We start from the raw sequence: 15498 nt of genomic DNA, 5'->3' as shown, positions 1-15498 counted from the left end.
TTTTCAACAAACATGGAAACCGTTGTCAACAAGCCCTCCTCGCAGGGACTCGGTGGATCCGGGCGTGCGAGCCGGGTGCCATACCGATTTGATTGAAGGGGAGGCCCCGCCGGTAACCTGAAGCATTCGCTCTGAAGCAATGCTCTGAAGCAGTCGCTTCGTCGCCCGTCGTCGTAATGAAGAGAGCACCGTGGCCGCCGACAAGATCGACACCATCGTCAGCCTGAGCAAGCGCCGTGGCTTCGTATTCCCCTGCAGCGAGATCTACGGCGGTCAGCGTGCCGCCTGGGACTACGGACCGCTGGGTGTCGAGCTCAAGGAGAACATCAAGCGTCAGTGGTGGCGCTACATGGTGACGTCGCGCGAGGACGTCGTCGGTATCGACTCGTCGGTGATCCTGGCGACCGAGGTCTGGATGGCCTCCGGTCACGTCGCCACTTTCACCGACCCGCTCACCGAGTGCACCTCCTGCCACAAGCGTTACCGCGCCGACCACCTGGAAGAGGCGTACGAGGCCAAGCACGGCCGCATGCCCGAGAACGGCCTCGCGGACATCAACTGCCCGAACTGTGGCAACAAGGGCCAGTTCACCGAGCCCAAGCAGTTCTCGGGTCTGCTCTCCACGCACCTCGGCCCGACGCAGGACAGCGGCTCGATCGCTTACCTGCGCCCCGAGACCGCGCAGGGCATCTTCACCAACTTCGCCCAGGTCCAGCAGACCTCGCGCCGCAAGCCGCCGTTCGGCATCGCCCAGATGGGCAAGTCGTTCCGCAACGAGATCACGCCGGGCAACTTCATCTTCCGCACCCGCGAGTTCGAGCAGATGGAGATGGAGTTCTTCGTCAAGCCGGGCGAGGACGAGAAGTGGCACGAGTACTGGATGGAACAGCGCTGGAACTGGTACACCGGCCTGGGTCTCCGTGAGGAGAACATGCGCTGGTACGAGCACCCGAAGGAGAAGCTCTCCCACTACTCCAAGCGCACCGCCGACATCGAGTACCGCTTCCAGTTCGGCGGCAACGAGTGGGGTGAGCTGGAGGGCGTCGCCAACCGCACGGACTACGACCTGGGTGCGCACTCCAAGGCCTCCGGCCAGGACCTGTCGTACTTCGACCAGGAGGCCGGCGAGCGCTGGACTCCCTACGTCATCGAGCCCGCGGCGGGCGTGGGCCGCACCATGCTGGCCTTCCTGCTCGACTCCTACGTCGAGGACGAGGCGCCGAACGCCAAGGGCAAGATGGAGAAGCGCACGGTGCTGCGCCTGGACCACCGCCTGGCGCCGGTGAAGGTCGCGGTGCTGCCGCTGTCGCGCAACCCCGAGCTGTCGCCGAAGGCCAAGGGTCTGGCCCAGGCCCTGCGCCAGCACTGGAACATCGAGTTCGACGACGCGGGCGCCATCGGCCGCCGCTACCGCCGCCAGGACGAGATCGGCACGCCGTACTGCGTGACGGTCGACTTCGACACGCTGGACGACAACGCGGTGACGGTGCGTGAGCGCGACTCGATGAAGCAGGAGCGGGTGTCCCTCGACCAGATCGAGGGCTACCTGGCCGCGCGCCTGATCGGCGCCTAGGAACGCCTGCCCATGGGCCCTTGACACGGGAGCCGCTTCGGACCCGTGTCAAGGGCCGTGGTGTTGGTGTGGGCCGCTGATCAACCTCCGTGACCCAGGCTGGCGATCACGAGACCGAACGGGAGCGGGCCGCCCCCCTACTGAAGGGGAGCGGCCCGTTCCGGTGTGCTCCGGGTGTCGGAGACGCCCGGGTGTCAGAACATCAGGCGGTAGGTGTTCCAGCCGCTGCTGCCTATCTTCACGCGGGGCTGGAACGGGGCGGCGGCGTTGCCGGTGCCCTTGTACAGCCACAGCGCGCCGTCCTTGTCACGGGCGATGAGGTCCGTGATCCCGTCGACGTCGATGTCACCGACGGAGACGAGGTTGTTGTAGATGTTCCAGCCGCCGCCGATCCGGGTGCGGGACTGGAACGGGGCCTTGTAGTTGCCGGTGCCCTTGTAGAGCCACAGCACGCCCGAGGTGTCCTTGGCGACGATGTCGTCCTTGCCGTCGCCGGTCAGGTCGCCCTTGCCGGCGAGCTGCGTGTAGGCGTTCCAGCCGCTGCCGACCTTGTAGCGGCTGGTCACCTTGCCGTTGCCGTAGCCGAGGTACAGCCACAGCACGCCGTCGGCGTCACGCGCGAGAAGGTCGTCCGCGGCGGCGCCACCGAGGCTGCCGGCCGAGAACAGACGGTTGTAGATGTTCCAGCCGCTGCCGACCTTGACGTCATCGGCGGCCGAGTCCAGCCAGCTGTACAGGTTGCCGTCGGTGACGTGCCAGATGCCGTCGGCGGCGCCGTCGTTGTCGTTGTCGGCCTGCGTGATGAAGCGGGCGTAGTTCCACCCGTAGCCGGCCTTCTCACGGGCCGTCAGGCCACCCGTGCCGGTGAGGCCGTAGCCCCACATGTCGCCGTTGTTGTCCACCCCGTACAGCGGGTTGACCTGAGCGTCCTCGGCGGCGGCCGTGCCGGCGGAGGCGGTGAACTTCTCGGCCTTGGACACCTTGCCCTGAGCGGTCAGGGGGGTGTAGGCGGGCCCGGTGCCGTCGGCGGCGAAGGCGCTCGTCCCGGTTGCCGCGAGGGCGGCGGTGAGTGCCGCAGCCGTGACGCGCGCCAGCGTCTGACGCACGTTCGAGCCGGAGCTTTTGGCCACGTGAGTCTCCAGATTGTCATGGTGAACGGATCGAGGGCCGGTGGTGCCCGGCCCTCAAGATCCACTGATGCCTCATCATCCCCGTAGGTGTTCTTTGCGTGTCAATTACATTTACGTTCGGTGTATGAAGCGGTACGGAAGTGGGATGAAGGCGCAATGGAGGGGCGCACAACCTTTTCGACTGTCAGGTGTCTCACGGCCTGCCAGGGGGATGGCCGGTGATGGCCGCGACCTCCTAGGCCGCGCAGAACTCGTTGCCCTCGGGGTCGCGCATGACCCACCAGTGACCGGCCGGGCCCTTGTCCACCTCTTCGACGCGCGTCGCACCCAGAGCCTCCAGCCGTGCGACCGTGGCGTCGCGGCTGTCCGGGCCGGCGTGGACGTCGATGTGCAGCCGGTTCTTCGTGCTCTTCGGCTCGGGGACGTCCTGGAAGAGGATGCGACGGCCCCGGCCGATGCCCGTCTCCTTGTCGTAGGGGTCGTCGGGGTGCCGGATCGCGGCGAAGCCCCGGAAGACCCGGGTGCCGTTGTGCTCGGCGACGGCCGCCGCCGGCAGTTGGCCCGCCTCCAGCAGACGGTTGATCAGCGCGCTGTTGTCCTCCACCTCGTACTCCAGTGCCGCCGCCCAGAAGTCCGCGAGGGCGGGGGCGTCACGCGTGTCGACGACCAGCTTCCAGTCCAGTGCTGCTGCCATGTGACCAGTTATATCGGCTGCTTGAACCCGTGCATCGGCTGCTTGAAACCCGTGTATCGTCGGCTGCTTGAACCCGCCGATCCGGCCGCCTGGTCAGCCGTCCGTCGGGTTCACCGTCGCCTGGTGCGCCTCCGTGAGGTGCTCCTCCGCCTTCAGCCACGGCAGGAACTGCGCGTTCTTGCGCCAGCCGCACGTGTCGCAGCTGATCGTGCGCTGCATTCCGGCCCGCTGTACCCGCACGACGTGCTCGCGCCCGTGCTGGTCCCAGCGGCTGACCTTGCTCGTGTTGATCTGCAGCATGACGCCTCCAGGCCGTACCTGTCCGCTTGTGCAGCAAGGAAGGTGCAGCAAGGAGTGTGCAGCAACGGGAAGATCAACGGGGGCACTTGGGCGGCGAGTTGACACACCGGGCGCCCCGGCCTTCGCCGAGGCGCCCGAGCGCGCGCGGGTCAGCCGATCATGGTCAGCCGATCGTGCGCGGCAGACGCAGGCTCAGGGCGACCGTCAGGGCGATCCCGGCCAGCTGGACCAGGAGCGTGGTCACCAGCGCGTCCCGCATGCCCATGCCGGGCACCAGGGCCAGGAAGAGGGAGCCGAGCGTCGCCACGCCCAGTGCGAGCGCCGACTGCTGGGTGGTGATCATGACTCCGCTGCCGACGCCCGCCCGGGCCGGCGGCACCTCGGAGAGGACGAGCCTGAGGACGATCGGGAGCTGGAGCGCCTGGCCGGCGCCGGCCACCGCCGCGCCCGGCAGCAGCTCCAGCACGCCCAGATGCGGCCAGGAGCGCCAGGCGGCGACCGCCATCAGCGCCACGCCGACCGCCTGGATCAGCCCGCCGGCGGTCACCACCCGGGTGCCGAACCGGGCGACCAGCCGCGGCCCGCACAGCGACACGACGAAGAACGCCACCGCCATGGGCGTCAGCGCGAGACCCGCCGGGACCGGACCGAGCCCGGCGCCGCGCTGCATCGCCACCGCGATCACGAACATGAACCCGCTGAAGCCGACCGAGAACGGGACGATCATGACCAGCCCGCGGCGCAGCGACGCCAGCGCGAACAGGCTCGGCGGCACCAACGGCGTACGGCCCCGCCGGTCCGCCCGGCGCTCCACCGCGTAGAACGCCCACGCCGCGAACGGGAAGGCGGCCAGCGTCAGCCAAGTCCACAGCGGCCAGCCTGCCGCCCGGCCCTCGGTGAGCGGCGCGAGCAGGGTCAGCAGCGACGCGGCGAGCAGGACGGTGCCGGGGCCGTCCACCGGCTCCGGGTGCTGCGAGCGGGTCTCCGGGACCGTACGCGCGGCCAGCACCAGGCCGGCCACCACGACCGGGACGTTGACGAGGAATACCGAGCGCCAGCCGGTGCCCCAGATGTCCGCGGCCACGAGCACGCCGCCGAGGATCTGTCCGGCGACCATGGAGAGCCCGGCCGTGGCGCCGTACAGGCTCATCGCCTTGGCGCGGCGCTGCCCGCTGGTCGCCGCCTGGATCGTGGCGAGCACCTGCGGCAGCATCGCCGCCGCCGCCGCGCCCTGCGCGACGCGCGCCGCGACCAGCGTCCAGGCGTTCGGGGCGAGCCCGCAGGCCAGCGAGGTCACCCCGAAGGCCGCCATCCCGCCGAGGAAGAACTCACGCCGCCCGAAGAGGTCGCCGAGACGGCCGCCGAGGACGAGCAGGACGGCGTACGACAGCCCGTACCCGGCGACGACGAGTTCGAGGACGGCCTCGCTCGCGTGCAGGTCCTTGCCGATGGTCGGAAGGGCGACGTTGACGATGAAGAAGTCGATGAGGGGCAGCGCCGCGGCCAGCAGCACCGTGAACAGTCCGAGCCCGCCCAGCCGGGGTGTCTGCACCGGGGAGCGGACGGTACGGGAAATGAGAGTCTCGGTCACGTCATCGAGACTGCGCCGACTCTCAGAGTGGTACCAGAGTCTCTTTATCCTGGTAGAAGCACTACCTGGAAACAGGGTCCGGCGGGCGGCAGGCTGGAGGCATGGCGACCATGGTGCGGGAGACGGCAGCGGTTCGGGAGCCCCGGGAGCCGCGGACACCCGAGACGCGCGAGTCCGACATCCGGCGGCACGAGCTGGCCGCGTTCCTGCGGCACCGGCGCGAGCACATCACCCCCGAGCAGGTCGGACTGCCCCGTGGCCGGCGCCGACGCACCCCGGGGCTGCGCCGCGAGGAGGTCGCGCAGCTCTCCGCGGTTGGCGTCACCTGGTACACCTGGCTCGAACAGGCCCGGGACATCCAGGTCTCCGTCCAGGTCCTCGACGCCCTCGCCCGCACGCTGCTGCTGGATGTCACCGAGCGGGCGCATCTGTTCAACCTCGCCGGCGCCGTCGACCCCGCGCCCGGCTCGCACTGCCCGTCGGTCACCGACGCCCAGCGGATCCTGCTGAAGCAGCTGGAGCCGCTGCCGGCCTGCATTTCCAACAGCCGGTACGACATCCTCGCCTACAACCGCACGTACGGGCTGCTGATGTGCGACCTGGACGCCATCCCGCCGGTGGACCGCAACTGCATGCTGCTGTGCTACACGAACCCCGACTGGCGGGCGGCGATCGTCGAGCACCAGGCGACCATGCGGCTCATGGCGGCCAAGTTCCGCGCCAACATGGCCGACCATCTCGGTGAGCCCGCCTGGAAGATGCTGCTCAAGCGGCTGATGACGGAGTCCGCCGAGTTCCGCGAGGCGTGGGAGCGGCACGAGGTGGTCGGCTTCCGCAGCAAGCGGAAGCAGTTCCGCAACGCGTACGTGGGGTTGCTGACGCTGGACCATACGGATCTGTGGCTCGGGCCGCACAACGGGCCGCGGATGGTCACTTATGCGCCCGCCGATCAGGAGTCCCGCATGCGCCTTGAGGAACTGCAAGCCATCGCGTTGGAGAGGGAGCGGGTGGCGGCATAGCTCGGGTGGTGCGGTGCCGCTCGCGCGGGATGGCTCGGGTGGTGCGGCGCGCTGGCGGCTGCGGCCCCGTTGTGGCTTGTCGCGCAGTTCCCCGCGCCCCTTACGGGGCGCTCACGCCTGCCGCCTCGCGGACCTCCGGTTCTTCGAGCCTCTCCGCCGCACGTTCCGCCGTCCCCCTCGCCCAGCGGCCCGTCGTCAGCGCGCCCAGCAGCAGGACCGCGACGCCACACCCCGTGAGGATCCACCAGCCGGGGCGGGCAGCCTGGACGAAGACCTCCTGGTACGGGCCCCTGTTCACGCCCGACGCCAGGACCGCGCCGACCACCGCGACGCCCAGCGTGCCGCCGATCTGGCGGCTGGTGGAGGCGACCGCCGCGGCGACGCCCGCCTGGGCGCGGGGCATGCCGGAGACGGCCGTGTTGGTGATGGGGGCGTTCACGAAGCCGAAGCCCAGGCCGAAGAGGACGTAGCCGATCACCAGCGTGACGTTCGACGTCTCCGCCTCGAAGGCAGCGAAGAGCAGACCGCTCGCCGTCATCGCGATCCCGGCCGTCAGGAGGGAGAAGCGGGGGCCGCGGCTGCCGACCAGACGGCCCGAGAGGGGGGCGCACACGAAGCACATGACCGCCATCGGCAGCATCCACAGGCCCGCGTGCAGCGCGTCCAGGCCGCGCACGTTCTGCAGGTACAGCGTCGACAGGAACAGGAAACCGCTGAGCGCCGCGAACGCGCTGATCGCCACCACCGTCGCCCCGCTGAACGGCGCCGAACGGAAGAAGCGCAGGTCGATGAGGGGTTCGGCGCGCCGGGGCTCGTAACGGAGCAGGGCGAGGAGCGCCACGAGGGCGATGGCGCCGAGGGTCAGGGTATGCGTGACGGGCGAACTCGGCGCCTCGATGATCGCGTACGTCAGGGAGCCGAGCAGGACGATCACCAGGAGCTGGCCCACCGGGTCGGGGCGGCGGGCCTTCGGGGCACGGGACTCGGGGACGTACCGGAAGGTGAGCAACAGCGCGGCGATGCCGACCGGCACGTTGACCCAGAAGATCGAGCGCCAGCCGACCGAGTCGACGAGCAGGCCGCCGACGATCGGGCCGGCCGCCATCGATATGCCGACCACACCGCCCCACACACCGATCGCGCGGGCGCGCTCGCGCGGGGCCGTGAAGGTGTTGGTGATGATGGACATCGCGACCGGGTTGAGCATCGAGCCGCCCACGGCCTGCACCATGCGGAACACGACCAGCGAGGTGAGGTTCGGGGCGAGGGAGCACAGCGCCGAGCCGATGGTGAAGAGCACCAGGCCCGCCTGGAAGACCCTGCGGCGGCCGATGCGGTCGGCCGTCGAGCCCGCGAGCATCAGCAGCGAGGCCAGGACCAGCGTGTACGCGTCGATCGTCCACTGGAGGCCGGCCACGCTCGCGTGCAGTTCCTTCTGCATGGCCGGCAGCGCGACGTTCAGGACGGTGTTGTCGAGGCTCACGATCAGCAGGCTCATGCAGCAGATCGCGAGCACGAGCAGGCGACGGCGAGGGCTGAGCTCGGGCATGCGATTCATCGTACGCCTATGTCAATAGTGCGTCTAACTAATGAGTGTTACATGATCTCCGCGCCGAGGACCCCTCGGCGTGCGTGACAATAGGGGAATGTCCACGCCCACGCCCACCGACACCCCGACGTCGACGGCCTCGACGTTGCGGATCGGCCCGCACGCCGTCCAGCCGCCCGTCGTGCTCGCGCCCATGGCCGGCATCACGAACGCGCCCTTCCGCACCCTGTGCAGGGAGTTCAGCGGCGGCAAAGGGCTGTTCGTGAGCGAGATGATCACTACCCGGGCGCTGGTCGAACGCAACGAGAAGACCATGCAGCTGATCCACTTCGACGCGACCGAGAAGCCGCGCTCGATCCAGCTGTACGGCGTGGACCCGGCGACCGTCGGCAAGGCCGTCCGCATGATCGCGGAGGAGGACCTGGCCGACCACATCGACCTGAACTTCGGCTGCCCCGTCCCGAAGGTGACCCGCAAGGGCGGCGGGTCCGCCCTCCCGTACAAGCGCAACCTGCTGCGGGCGATCCTGCGCGAGGCCGTCAGCGGCGCCGGCGATCTGCCGGTCACGATGAAGATGCGCAAGGGCATCGACGACGACCACATCACCTATCTCGACGCCGGGCGGATCGCCGTCGAGGAGGGCGTCACCGCCATCGCGCTGCACGGCCGTACGGCGGCCCAGCACTACGGCGGCACGGCGGACTGGGACGCCATCGCACGGCTGAAGGAGCACGTGCCGGAGATCCCGGTGCTCGGCAACGGCGACATCTGGTCGGCCGAGGACGCGCTGCGGATGGTGCGCGAGACGGGCTGCGACGGAGTGGTCGTGGGGCGCGGATGCCTGGGGCGGCCGTGGCTGTTCGCGGATCTGGTGGCGGCCTTCGAGGGCCGGACGGACGCCCGTGCCGGAGGCACTGATGGATACGGTGCGCGGCCGACGCTGCGCGAGGTCGCCGACGTCATGGTCCGGCACGCCACCCTGCTCGGCGAGTGGATCGGCGACGAGTCGCGCGGAGTCATCGACTTCCGCAAGCACGTGGCCTGGTACCTGAAGGGCTTCGCGGTCGGTTCGGAGATGCGCAAGCGGCTCGCGATCACGTCCTCGCTGGAGGAACTGCGGGCCGGGCTCGACGAGCTGGACCTCGACCAGGCCTGGCCCCTCGGCGCCGACGGGCCCCGCGGCCGTACGTCCGGCAACAACCGTGTGGTGCTGCCGGACGGCTGGCTGAAGGACCCGTACGACTGCGCGGGCGTCAGCGAGGACGCGGAGCTGGACACCTCGGGCGGCTGAGTAGGCGGTTGATCAGGCGGCTGATCAGCCCTTCGACGGGTGCGGGGTCGAGCCGTACGCCGTCAGGAAGCGGTCGCGGAACGAACTCATCTTCCACACCGGCGCGTCGTGCGCGGGCCGCAGGCCGTCCGACCAGCCCCAGTCGGCGATCTTGTCGAGCACCTTCGGGTCCTTCGCGACGATCATGCACGGCACGTCACGGCTGGCGTGATTGCCGCTGACGCGGGCGATCGGCTGGTGGTCGCCGAGGAAGACGAGCACCGTGTTGTCGTTGCCGTAGCGCTCCAGCCACTGGGTCAGGGCGGTCACCGAGTACTGGATCGACTTGCCGTACTCCTCCTTCGACCGGGTGGAGTCGGCGATGATGTCCGCCGCCTTGTTGCCCGCCTTCTGGATGGCGTCGAAGATCGAGCCGTCGCCCAGCTCGTCCCAGCCGACCATCTTGGGGATGGGGCCCCAGGGCTGGTGGCTGGAGGTCAGGATGATCTCCGACATCAGCGGCTTGTCGCGCTTCTTGCTGTGCTCCAGTTTCTGGAACTGCTCCAGCGCGTACTGGTCGGGCATGGTCGACCAGCTGAACTTCGGGCCCTGGTAGCCCATCTGGAAGGCGTTGTAGACCTTGTCGAGGCCGTAGAACTTCTGCTCCGGCCAGCCCTTCTGGACGCCGGGCATGACGCCGACCGTGTCCCAGGCACCGGTCTTCTTGAACGCCTTGGTGAGGCTGAGGTGGTCGCCGGCGGTGACGGTGCGGTAGCGGTTCTGGTTGTCGATCCACAGGCCCGACAGGAACGTGGAGTGGCCGAGCCAGCTGCTGCCGCCGTACGTCGCCGAGGTCAGCCAGCCGCTCTTGGCGTGGAAGCCCGCCTTGGCCAGGGCCTTGGTACTGGAGTCGAGCGTCTTGTCGACGCCGGGCGCCATGATCGGGTCCTCGATCGCGCTGCGGCCGTAGCTCTCGATGAACGTGAAGATCATGTCCTTGCCGCGCAGGTCGGGTACGAGCTGGGAGCCCGGGGTGTTGCCGAAGGCGTCGATCTTGGCGGTCTTGGCGAACTCCCGCTCGTCGCGGATGGTCGCGCGGACGCTGTTGACGCGGGACTGGAGCAGCGTGACGGTGTGATCGGAGGCCAGTTGCATGCCGCTGACCTGGAGGCTGAGGGCCGTGCAGGTCATCCACACCATGCTCAGGACGAGGACGGTGCGGGTGGTGGTGGCGCGGTGCCGGGCCATCAGGTTGCTGAGCCGGACGACGGCGAGTGCCGAGACGACGAGGATGACGAGGACGAGCGCGACGACCGCGACCAGGGTCCCCAGGGCGCCCGTTCCGCCCAGCGTGTCCTTGAGGTAGGAGTAGGCGTCGGCGAACAGGGACCAGTCGAGGATGACGTTGAAGCCGCGGCCGAGGTATTGGTAGAAGCCGATGTCCAGCACGTTGAGCACCGTCAGCACGCCGAGCGCGATGCCGCCGAGCCAGGCCGTGACCAGCCGTGGCCGCCTCGGGAGCGCGGTCAGCACGACGGCACCGATCAGCGCCTCCACCGGGATCCGCAGGAACACGGCGGGCCGGAAGTCGGGCTTGTTGGGCAGCAGGAGCGAGGCGACGACGAGGGCGCCGGCGAGAACGGTGACGGTGATACCGAGGACGCGGGCGGCGACGGGGTGCTCGGCACGCCAGGCACGCAGGCGGCGACGGCGGGCGGGGGTGGGGGCGGAGTCGGGGTCGGGCGGCGGGGTGCCGACGCCGGCTTCGGCACCCGGGGTGGCGGTGTCGGGCTCGCCTTCGGCGGCGGACGCGGCGTCGTCTTCGGGACTGTCGGCGTTGGCGTCGGCGTCGGCTTCGGATTCGGCTTCGGCGTCTGCCCGGGTGGCGTCAGGTTCGCCTTCGGTGGCGGACGCGGCGTCGTCTTCGGGACTGTCGGCGTCGGAAGCGAGCGCCGGCTCGTCGGCTTCGGGGCCTTCGGTGAGGGCCGTGGCGTCGGACTCGGCGTCGGCCGCCACATCGGTGCGGGCGTCGGCGGGTACAGGCTCGTCGGCCGGGGTGCCTGCGGCGGGGTCGGTGTCGCCTTCGGCCCTCGGCTCCCCCGAGTGGTCGGTCACCGAGCCGGTGCCGTTGTCCGTCGTGTCCATCGTGTGCGTCGCAGCGGCGTCGTCCGTCGGCTCGTGCGCTGTCGCGGCGTCGTCCGCCGGCTCGTGCGCTGTCGCGGCGTCGTGCTTCGGCTCGGGCTCGGTGGCGGCCTCGTGCTCGGGCTCGGGCTCAGCCTTGTCCGTCGTCTGGGGTGAGCGTGTGTTGGCAGGCAACCCGAGGGTCCTTCCGTATCGAAGCCCGTGGTGGAGCGGCGGGCCACGCTGGGGAGGCTGGGGCCCGCCGTCATCCCGTACGCGTGGCCGCGCAGGTACGTTCAACCACAGACCCCCAGCGCCCGGCAAACACCCGGCAAACCCCAGGTCAACCGACTCGGCCGGGCCGAGCCCGCGCCCCGAAAGGGGCGCGGGGCTGTATCGATGTGCGGCTCCGCCGCGTGGGCGCGATCAACCACGACGCACCCGCAGGTGATGGCATACCGGACCCCCAGCGGAGCGCCTACGCACCGCCCACCGCGGTGAGCAGCGCGAGTGGTGTCGCCGCCGAGCGTGACTCGCGGACGCACGCGTGCGGATACGGCACCGGTTCCGGATGCGTGTCGCGACCGTACCCCGCGAGCACCTCCGGCAGCCGGTGACCCGTCGCCGTCGCCGCGTCGACCAGCGCGTGTGCGACCGTACGCGCCTCGTCGTGCAGGCCGTAGCGGGCGAGGCCCAGCGTGATCAGCGCGTTGTCGTGCGGCCAGACCGAGCCGCGGTGGTACGACATCGGGTGGTACGCCGCCTGGTCCGCGGCCAGTGTGCGCACGCCCCAGCCGGAGAAGAAGTCCGGTTCGAGCAGGCGCCGGCCGACCAGTTCCCCGTACTCCTTGTCCAGCAGGCCCGACCACAGCAGATGGCCCGCGTCCGACGCGAGCGCGTCCACCTGGCGGCCCTCGCCGTCCAGCGCCAGCGCCGGGAACGCGTGGTCCTCCATCCAGAAGTCCCGCTGGAAACGGTCGCGCAGATCCCCGGCCGCCTGTTCGAGCAGCGCCGCGTACACCTCGTCGTCCCACACGGTGCGCGCCAGGTGCGCGGTGCGGCGCAGCGCGTCGTACGCGTATCCCTGCGCGCCCGCCGCCATCACCGGGCCGGTGGCCCGGCTGCCGTCGGCGGAGCAGATCGCGCCGGGGGAGTCCTTCCAGTTCTGGTTGGCGAGGCCGCCCTCGTCCGCGCGGTAGACGAGATAGCCGCGGGAGGTGAGCCCGCCGTGGTCCAGCATCCAGCCGATCGCCGCGCGGGCGTGGGGCTGGAGGCGCTGGGCCAACGCCACGTCACCGGTGTGTTCGACGTACGCCCCGAGCAGCACCAGGAACAGCGGGGTCGCGTCGACCGAGCCGTAGTACCGCCCGTACGGCACCTGCCCGAAGTGCGCCAGCTCCCCGTGCCGCACCTCGTGCACGATCTTCCCCGGCTGCGCCACCGAGCGCGTGTCGACCTCGCTCGCCTGTGTCGCGGCGAGCGCGGGCAGCGTGGCCGCGGCCAGTCGGGGGCGGTAGGGCAGTGCGAAGAGGGAGGTGAGCAGCGCGTCGCGGCCGAGGAGCGTGAGGAACCAGGGGGCGCCGGCCGCGGGGACACGCAGGTCCTCGCCGTCGGGGCCCGTCGCCGGGACCTGGAGCGCGGCGAGGTCGGACAGGCCCCGCGCACAGGCCGTGGCCAGTTCGGGCCAGCCGGTGGGGAAGGCCACGCCCTCCATGAACTCGCCTTCCACAGCGAGGAGTCGGTCGTTGACGGCGGCGGGGGAGGCCGGGACCGCCGGGTCCTGCGCCGCCCCGTGCGGCCGGGCGGCGACCCGCAGTGCCAGCTCCGCCGAGCCGTGCGGCTCCAGGTCCAGCGTCCACACCAGGCGGCGGGCGCCCGTGCCCGTCTCCTCCACGCCGTCCGGCGGGGGTTCGGCCGTGACCGTCGTACAGGACCGCCACTCACCGCGCCGGTAGCCGAACTCCACGCCGTCGTCGAGGATCTGGCGGGAGCGCACGGCGCCCGTCTTGGCGTACGTACGGTGGTCGGAGCGCAGTTCGAACTGGTCCGTGAAGTCGGCGTCCGCGGTGACCGCGACGCGGACCGTCGTCGGCACCGGGCGGTTGCTGGTGACGCGCAGGCTCTCCACGAACACGCCGTCGGCCACGGCCTGCTCACGGAAGAGGGTGTGCGCGGGCGGCTCCTGACGGCCGCCGCGCGGTACGAGGACGCAGCGGGCCGTGTCCCCGTCGGCGACCGGCGTGAGCGTCTCGGGCACGGCGCCGTCGACGGTGAGCTGCCACCGGCTCAGGTGCCGTGCGTCCCGTACGAATAATCCCGCCGGTGAGTTGCCGCCCCGCACTCCGCTGATGTCCCCGCCGTCGCCCACGGCGGCGAACGTGCTGCCGTGCACGAGCAGATGATGCCGGTCCGTCATCCCCGGTCCCCTCCTTTGTCACTCCTGTCGAACGTGCCGATGCCCATGGGGGACACGTTGTGTCCGGGGCGCTCATGGAGCAGGTCGAGCGTCAGCGCGGCGGTCCAGCCGAAGCCGAGCGCCCCGCATGCCTCGCCGGTGTACGGGTCGACGTACTCCGCGAAGTCCGAGGTGTCCGCGGTGGTGAGCAGGGACTCGCGCAACGCGTCGGCCTCCGCCCGCTCGCCGTGCGTCCTGAGGCCGCGCTCCACCAGCCAGCCGATGTTGAACCAGGCGGGCCCGCGCCAGTACCGGTGCGGATCGAAGGCCTCGCCGAGCAGGTCATAACTCGGTACGAGCCGGGTGACGCCGCCGAGCCCGAAATGCGGTCCGCGCAGCGTACGGACGAGCGTGGCCGCGATGTCACGGGGGAGCGTCGGGAGGAGCAGTGGGATGAGACCGGAGACGCTGCGCTCGGGGATGAGGGCGCCGGTGGGGGAGCGGTGCTCTGATGCGAGAGCGGTGCTCTGTGAGCGGTGCTCTGCGTCGTGAGCATCGTTCCGAGAGCGCTGCCCCGCGTCGAGAGCGCCGCTCCGAGAGCGCTGCTCCGTATCGAGAGCGCCGCTCCGAGAGCGCTGCTCCGCGTCGAGAGCGCCGCTCCGAGAGCGCTGCCCCGCATCGAGAGCACCGCTCCCTCCCTCGCCGTCCCCATACACGTCCCGGCAGAAGAACATCCCCTCCGCCGGGTCCCACAGCCGGTCGACGAGGGCGGCCGTCAGACGCTCCGCGCGGGCGTGCCGGGCCGTGCCCGTAGCGCCCAGCTCCCGCGCGATGCGGGCCAGCGCGTGCTCCGAGGCGATCAGCAGCGCGTTGAACGCCGGGTCCTCCACCGCGAACTCCCCGCCCCCGTCGGCGTACCCACCGTCGCGGTAGTCCGTCGCCAGCCGCACGTACCGCCCGTAGTCCAGGTCCGTCGGCCGGTCCTCGGGCGCGCCGTGGTCGAGGTCGGCGCGGCGGAAGGAGCGGGCCGGGGCCGGGGTGATCCGGGACAGCGGCGCGTCCCAGGTGGGGCTGTTGTCCATGCCCTGCTCCCAGGGGTGGACCACCGAGGCGAGCCCGCCGCCGCCCAGGTCGCGGCGGTGCAGCAGATAGCGGTGCCAGGCGGCCAGACGTGGGTAGACCCGGGCCAGGAAGCCGCGCGCCCGGGACAGCCCCGGGTCGGAGCGGTGCACCAGCCAGGCCGCCAGCGCGTGCACCGGTGGCTGCACGATGCCCGAGGTCTGTACGGTGCGCGGAGCGCCCGCGGCGCGCCCCGCGGTCGAGGAGCGCCAGAAGTCGGGGCTCGGGAAGTACGCGTCGAGCGGCACGGAGGGGTTGAAGACGATGTGCGGGACGCGTCCGTCGCCCCACTGGGCGTCGAGCAGGGTCTCCAGCTCCGTCTGCGCCCTGAGCGGTGACAGGTGCCGCAGGCCGATCGCGATGAACGCCGAGTCCCAGGACCACTGGTGCGGATACAGGCCGCGCGAGGGCACCGTGGAAGTCCCCGTCCAGTTGGCGTCCAGCACCTGCGCCGCCCTGACGTGCAGCGACCCCGTGGGCCCCGTCGGCCCCCCGGGCCCGGCCGGATCGTATACACGCGTACCGGAATGGGCGATCTCACGTGGACAGGACCCCGGCGGTGAACCGGAGGTGCGCACGGGACTCGTGAGTTCCGTACGGCGGGCGGTGAGTTGGGGTGTGCGGTCCACTCAGGTCTCCCCGAAAGACGTCCTGCCGAGCGGTTCGGCACTGGCTACCGTAGGGTTACGTCTATTTAACACGCAAAACTCAATATGTAATGCAAGGTTGGTGAACGC

General features: G+C 70.6%; 11 protein-coding genes. 3 read left to right on the top strand and 8 right to left on the bottom strand.

The genetic code is table 11. The features are described 5' to 3' along the window. Nucleotides 1-190 precede the first annotated feature (190 nt). Nucleotides 191-1573, top strand: a complete 1383-nt coding sequence (locus Q2K21_RS28750; RefSeq protein ID WP_310776568.1) for a glycine--tRNA ligase — start codon at nucleotides 191-193, stop codon at nucleotides 1571-1573. A 194-nt stretch (nucleotides 1574-1767) separates the two neighbouring features. Here the strand turns inward: Q2K21_RS28750 and Q2K21_RS28745 are convergent, their stop codons facing one another. The 4 genes from Q2K21_RS28745 to Q2K21_RS28730 all read right to left on the bottom strand — a co-directional run bounded on the left by Q2K21_RS28745 (nucleotide 1768) and on the right by Q2K21_RS28730 (nucleotide 5288). Continuing rightward, complete coding sequence (locus Q2K21_RS28745; protein WP_310776566.1) at nucleotides 1768-2703, bottom strand: FG-GAP repeat domain-containing protein; 936 nt, start codon at nucleotides 2701-2703, stop codon at nucleotides 1768-1770. A 235-nt stretch (nucleotides 2704-2938) separates the two neighbouring features. Next, nucleotides 2939-3397 (bottom strand): VOC family protein, encoded by a 459-nt coding sequence (locus Q2K21_RS28740; RefSeq protein ID WP_310776564.1) that lies wholly within the window; start codon nucleotides 3395-3397, stop codon nucleotides 2939-2941. A 93-nt stretch (nucleotides 3398-3490) separates the two neighbouring features. Further along, the gene (locus Q2K21_RS28735) at nucleotides 3491-3697 is read right to left on the bottom strand and encodes a hypothetical protein (RefSeq protein ID WP_310776562.1); all 207 of its coding nucleotides are present in this window, start codon (nucleotides 3695-3697) and stop codon (nucleotides 3491-3493) included. 163 nt (nucleotides 3698-3860) lie between these two features. After that, a complete protein-coding gene (locus tag Q2K21_RS28730) occupies nucleotides 3861-5288 on the bottom strand; it encodes an MFS transporter (RefSeq protein WP_310776560.1) in 1428 nt (475 codons plus the stop codon). A 101-nt stretch (nucleotides 5289-5389) separates the two neighbouring features. Here Q2K21_RS28730 and Q2K21_RS28725 point away from each other — a divergent pair, with 101 nt between their 5' ends. Beyond that, on the top strand, nucleotides 5390-6307 hold the full coding sequence (locus Q2K21_RS28725; RefSeq protein ID WP_386276140.1) for a helix-turn-helix transcriptional regulator: 918 nt from the start codon (nucleotides 5390-5392) through the stop codon (nucleotides 6305-6307). Nucleotides 6308-6407: 100 nt separating this feature from the next. Here Q2K21_RS28725 and Q2K21_RS28720 read toward each other — a convergent pair whose 3' ends face one another. Next, complete coding sequence (locus Q2K21_RS28720; RefSeq protein WP_310776558.1) at nucleotides 6408-7856, bottom strand: MFS transporter; 1449 nt, start codon at nucleotides 7854-7856, stop codon at nucleotides 6408-6410. Nucleotides 7857-7953: 97 nt separating this feature from the next. Here Q2K21_RS28720 and dusB point away from each other — a divergent pair, with 97 nt between their 5' ends. Next, the gene (gene dusB, locus Q2K21_RS28715) at nucleotides 7954-9147 is read left to right on the top strand and encodes a tRNA dihydrouridine synthase DusB (RefSeq protein WP_310776556.1); all 1194 of its coding nucleotides are present in this window, start codon (nucleotides 7954-7956) and stop codon (nucleotides 9145-9147) included. A 24-nt stretch (nucleotides 9148-9171) separates the two neighbouring features. Here dusB and Q2K21_RS28710 read toward each other — a convergent pair whose 3' ends face one another. From Q2K21_RS28710 to Q2K21_RS28700, 3 genes are all read right to left on the bottom strand, one after another. Next, nucleotides 9172-11271 (bottom strand): LTA synthase family protein, encoded by a 2100-nt coding sequence (locus Q2K21_RS28710; protein WP_386276144.1) that lies wholly within the window; start codon nucleotides 11269-11271, stop codon nucleotides 9172-9174. Nucleotides 11272-11725: 454 nt separating this feature from the next. Continuing rightward, nucleotides 11726-13663 (bottom strand): amylo-alpha-1,6-glucosidase, encoded by a 1938-nt coding sequence (locus tag Q2K21_RS28705; protein WP_310776554.1) that lies wholly within the window; start codon nucleotides 13661-13663, stop codon nucleotides 11726-11728. Beyond that, nucleotides 13660-15390, bottom strand: a complete 1731-nt coding sequence (locus Q2K21_RS28700; RefSeq protein ID WP_310776551.1) for an MGH1-like glycoside hydrolase domain-containing protein — start codon at nucleotides 15388-15390, stop codon at nucleotides 13660-13662. The genes Q2K21_RS28705 and Q2K21_RS28700 overlap by 4 nt, the downstream gene beginning before the upstream one ends. Nucleotides 15391-15498: the final 108 nt, after the last annotated feature.

This window comes from Streptomyces sp. CGMCC 4.7035 (assembly GCF_031583065.1).
Lineage (GTDB): Bacteria > Actinomycetota > Actinomycetes > Streptomycetales > Streptomycetaceae > Streptomyces > Streptomyces yaanensis.
This window is presented reverse-complemented; position numbering and strand designations above follow the sequence as displayed.

Bases quoted from the DNA above. Each gene is read 5' to 3' on its own strand.
- Q2K21_RS28740 (WP_310776564.1), bottom strand. From the start codon at position 3,397: ATGGCAGCAGCACTGGACTGGAAGCTGGTCGTCGACACGCGTGACGCC.
- Q2K21_RS28735 (WP_310776562.1), bottom strand. From the start codon at position 3,697: ATGCTGCAGATCAACACGAGCAAGGTCAGCCGCTGGGACCAGCACGGG.
- Q2K21_RS28725 (WP_386276140.1), top strand. From the start codon at position 5,390: ATGGCGACCATGGTGCGGGAGACGGCAGCGGTTCGGGAGCCCCGGGAG.
- Q2K21_RS28720 (WP_310776558.1), bottom strand. From the start codon at position 7,856: ATGCCCGAGCTCAGCCCTCGCCGTCGCCTGCTCGTGCTCGCGATCTGC.
- dusB (WP_310776556.1), top strand. From the start codon at position 7,954: ATGTCCACGCCCACGCCCACCGACACCCCGACGTCGACGGCCTCGACG.
- Q2K21_RS28710 (WP_386276144.1), bottom strand. From the start codon at position 11,271: ATGGACACGACGGACAACGGCACCGGCTCGGTGACCGACCACTCGGGG.
- Q2K21_RS28705 (WP_310776554.1), bottom strand. From the start codon at position 13,663: ATGACGGACCGGCATCATCTGCTCGTGCACGGCAGCACGTTCGCCGCC.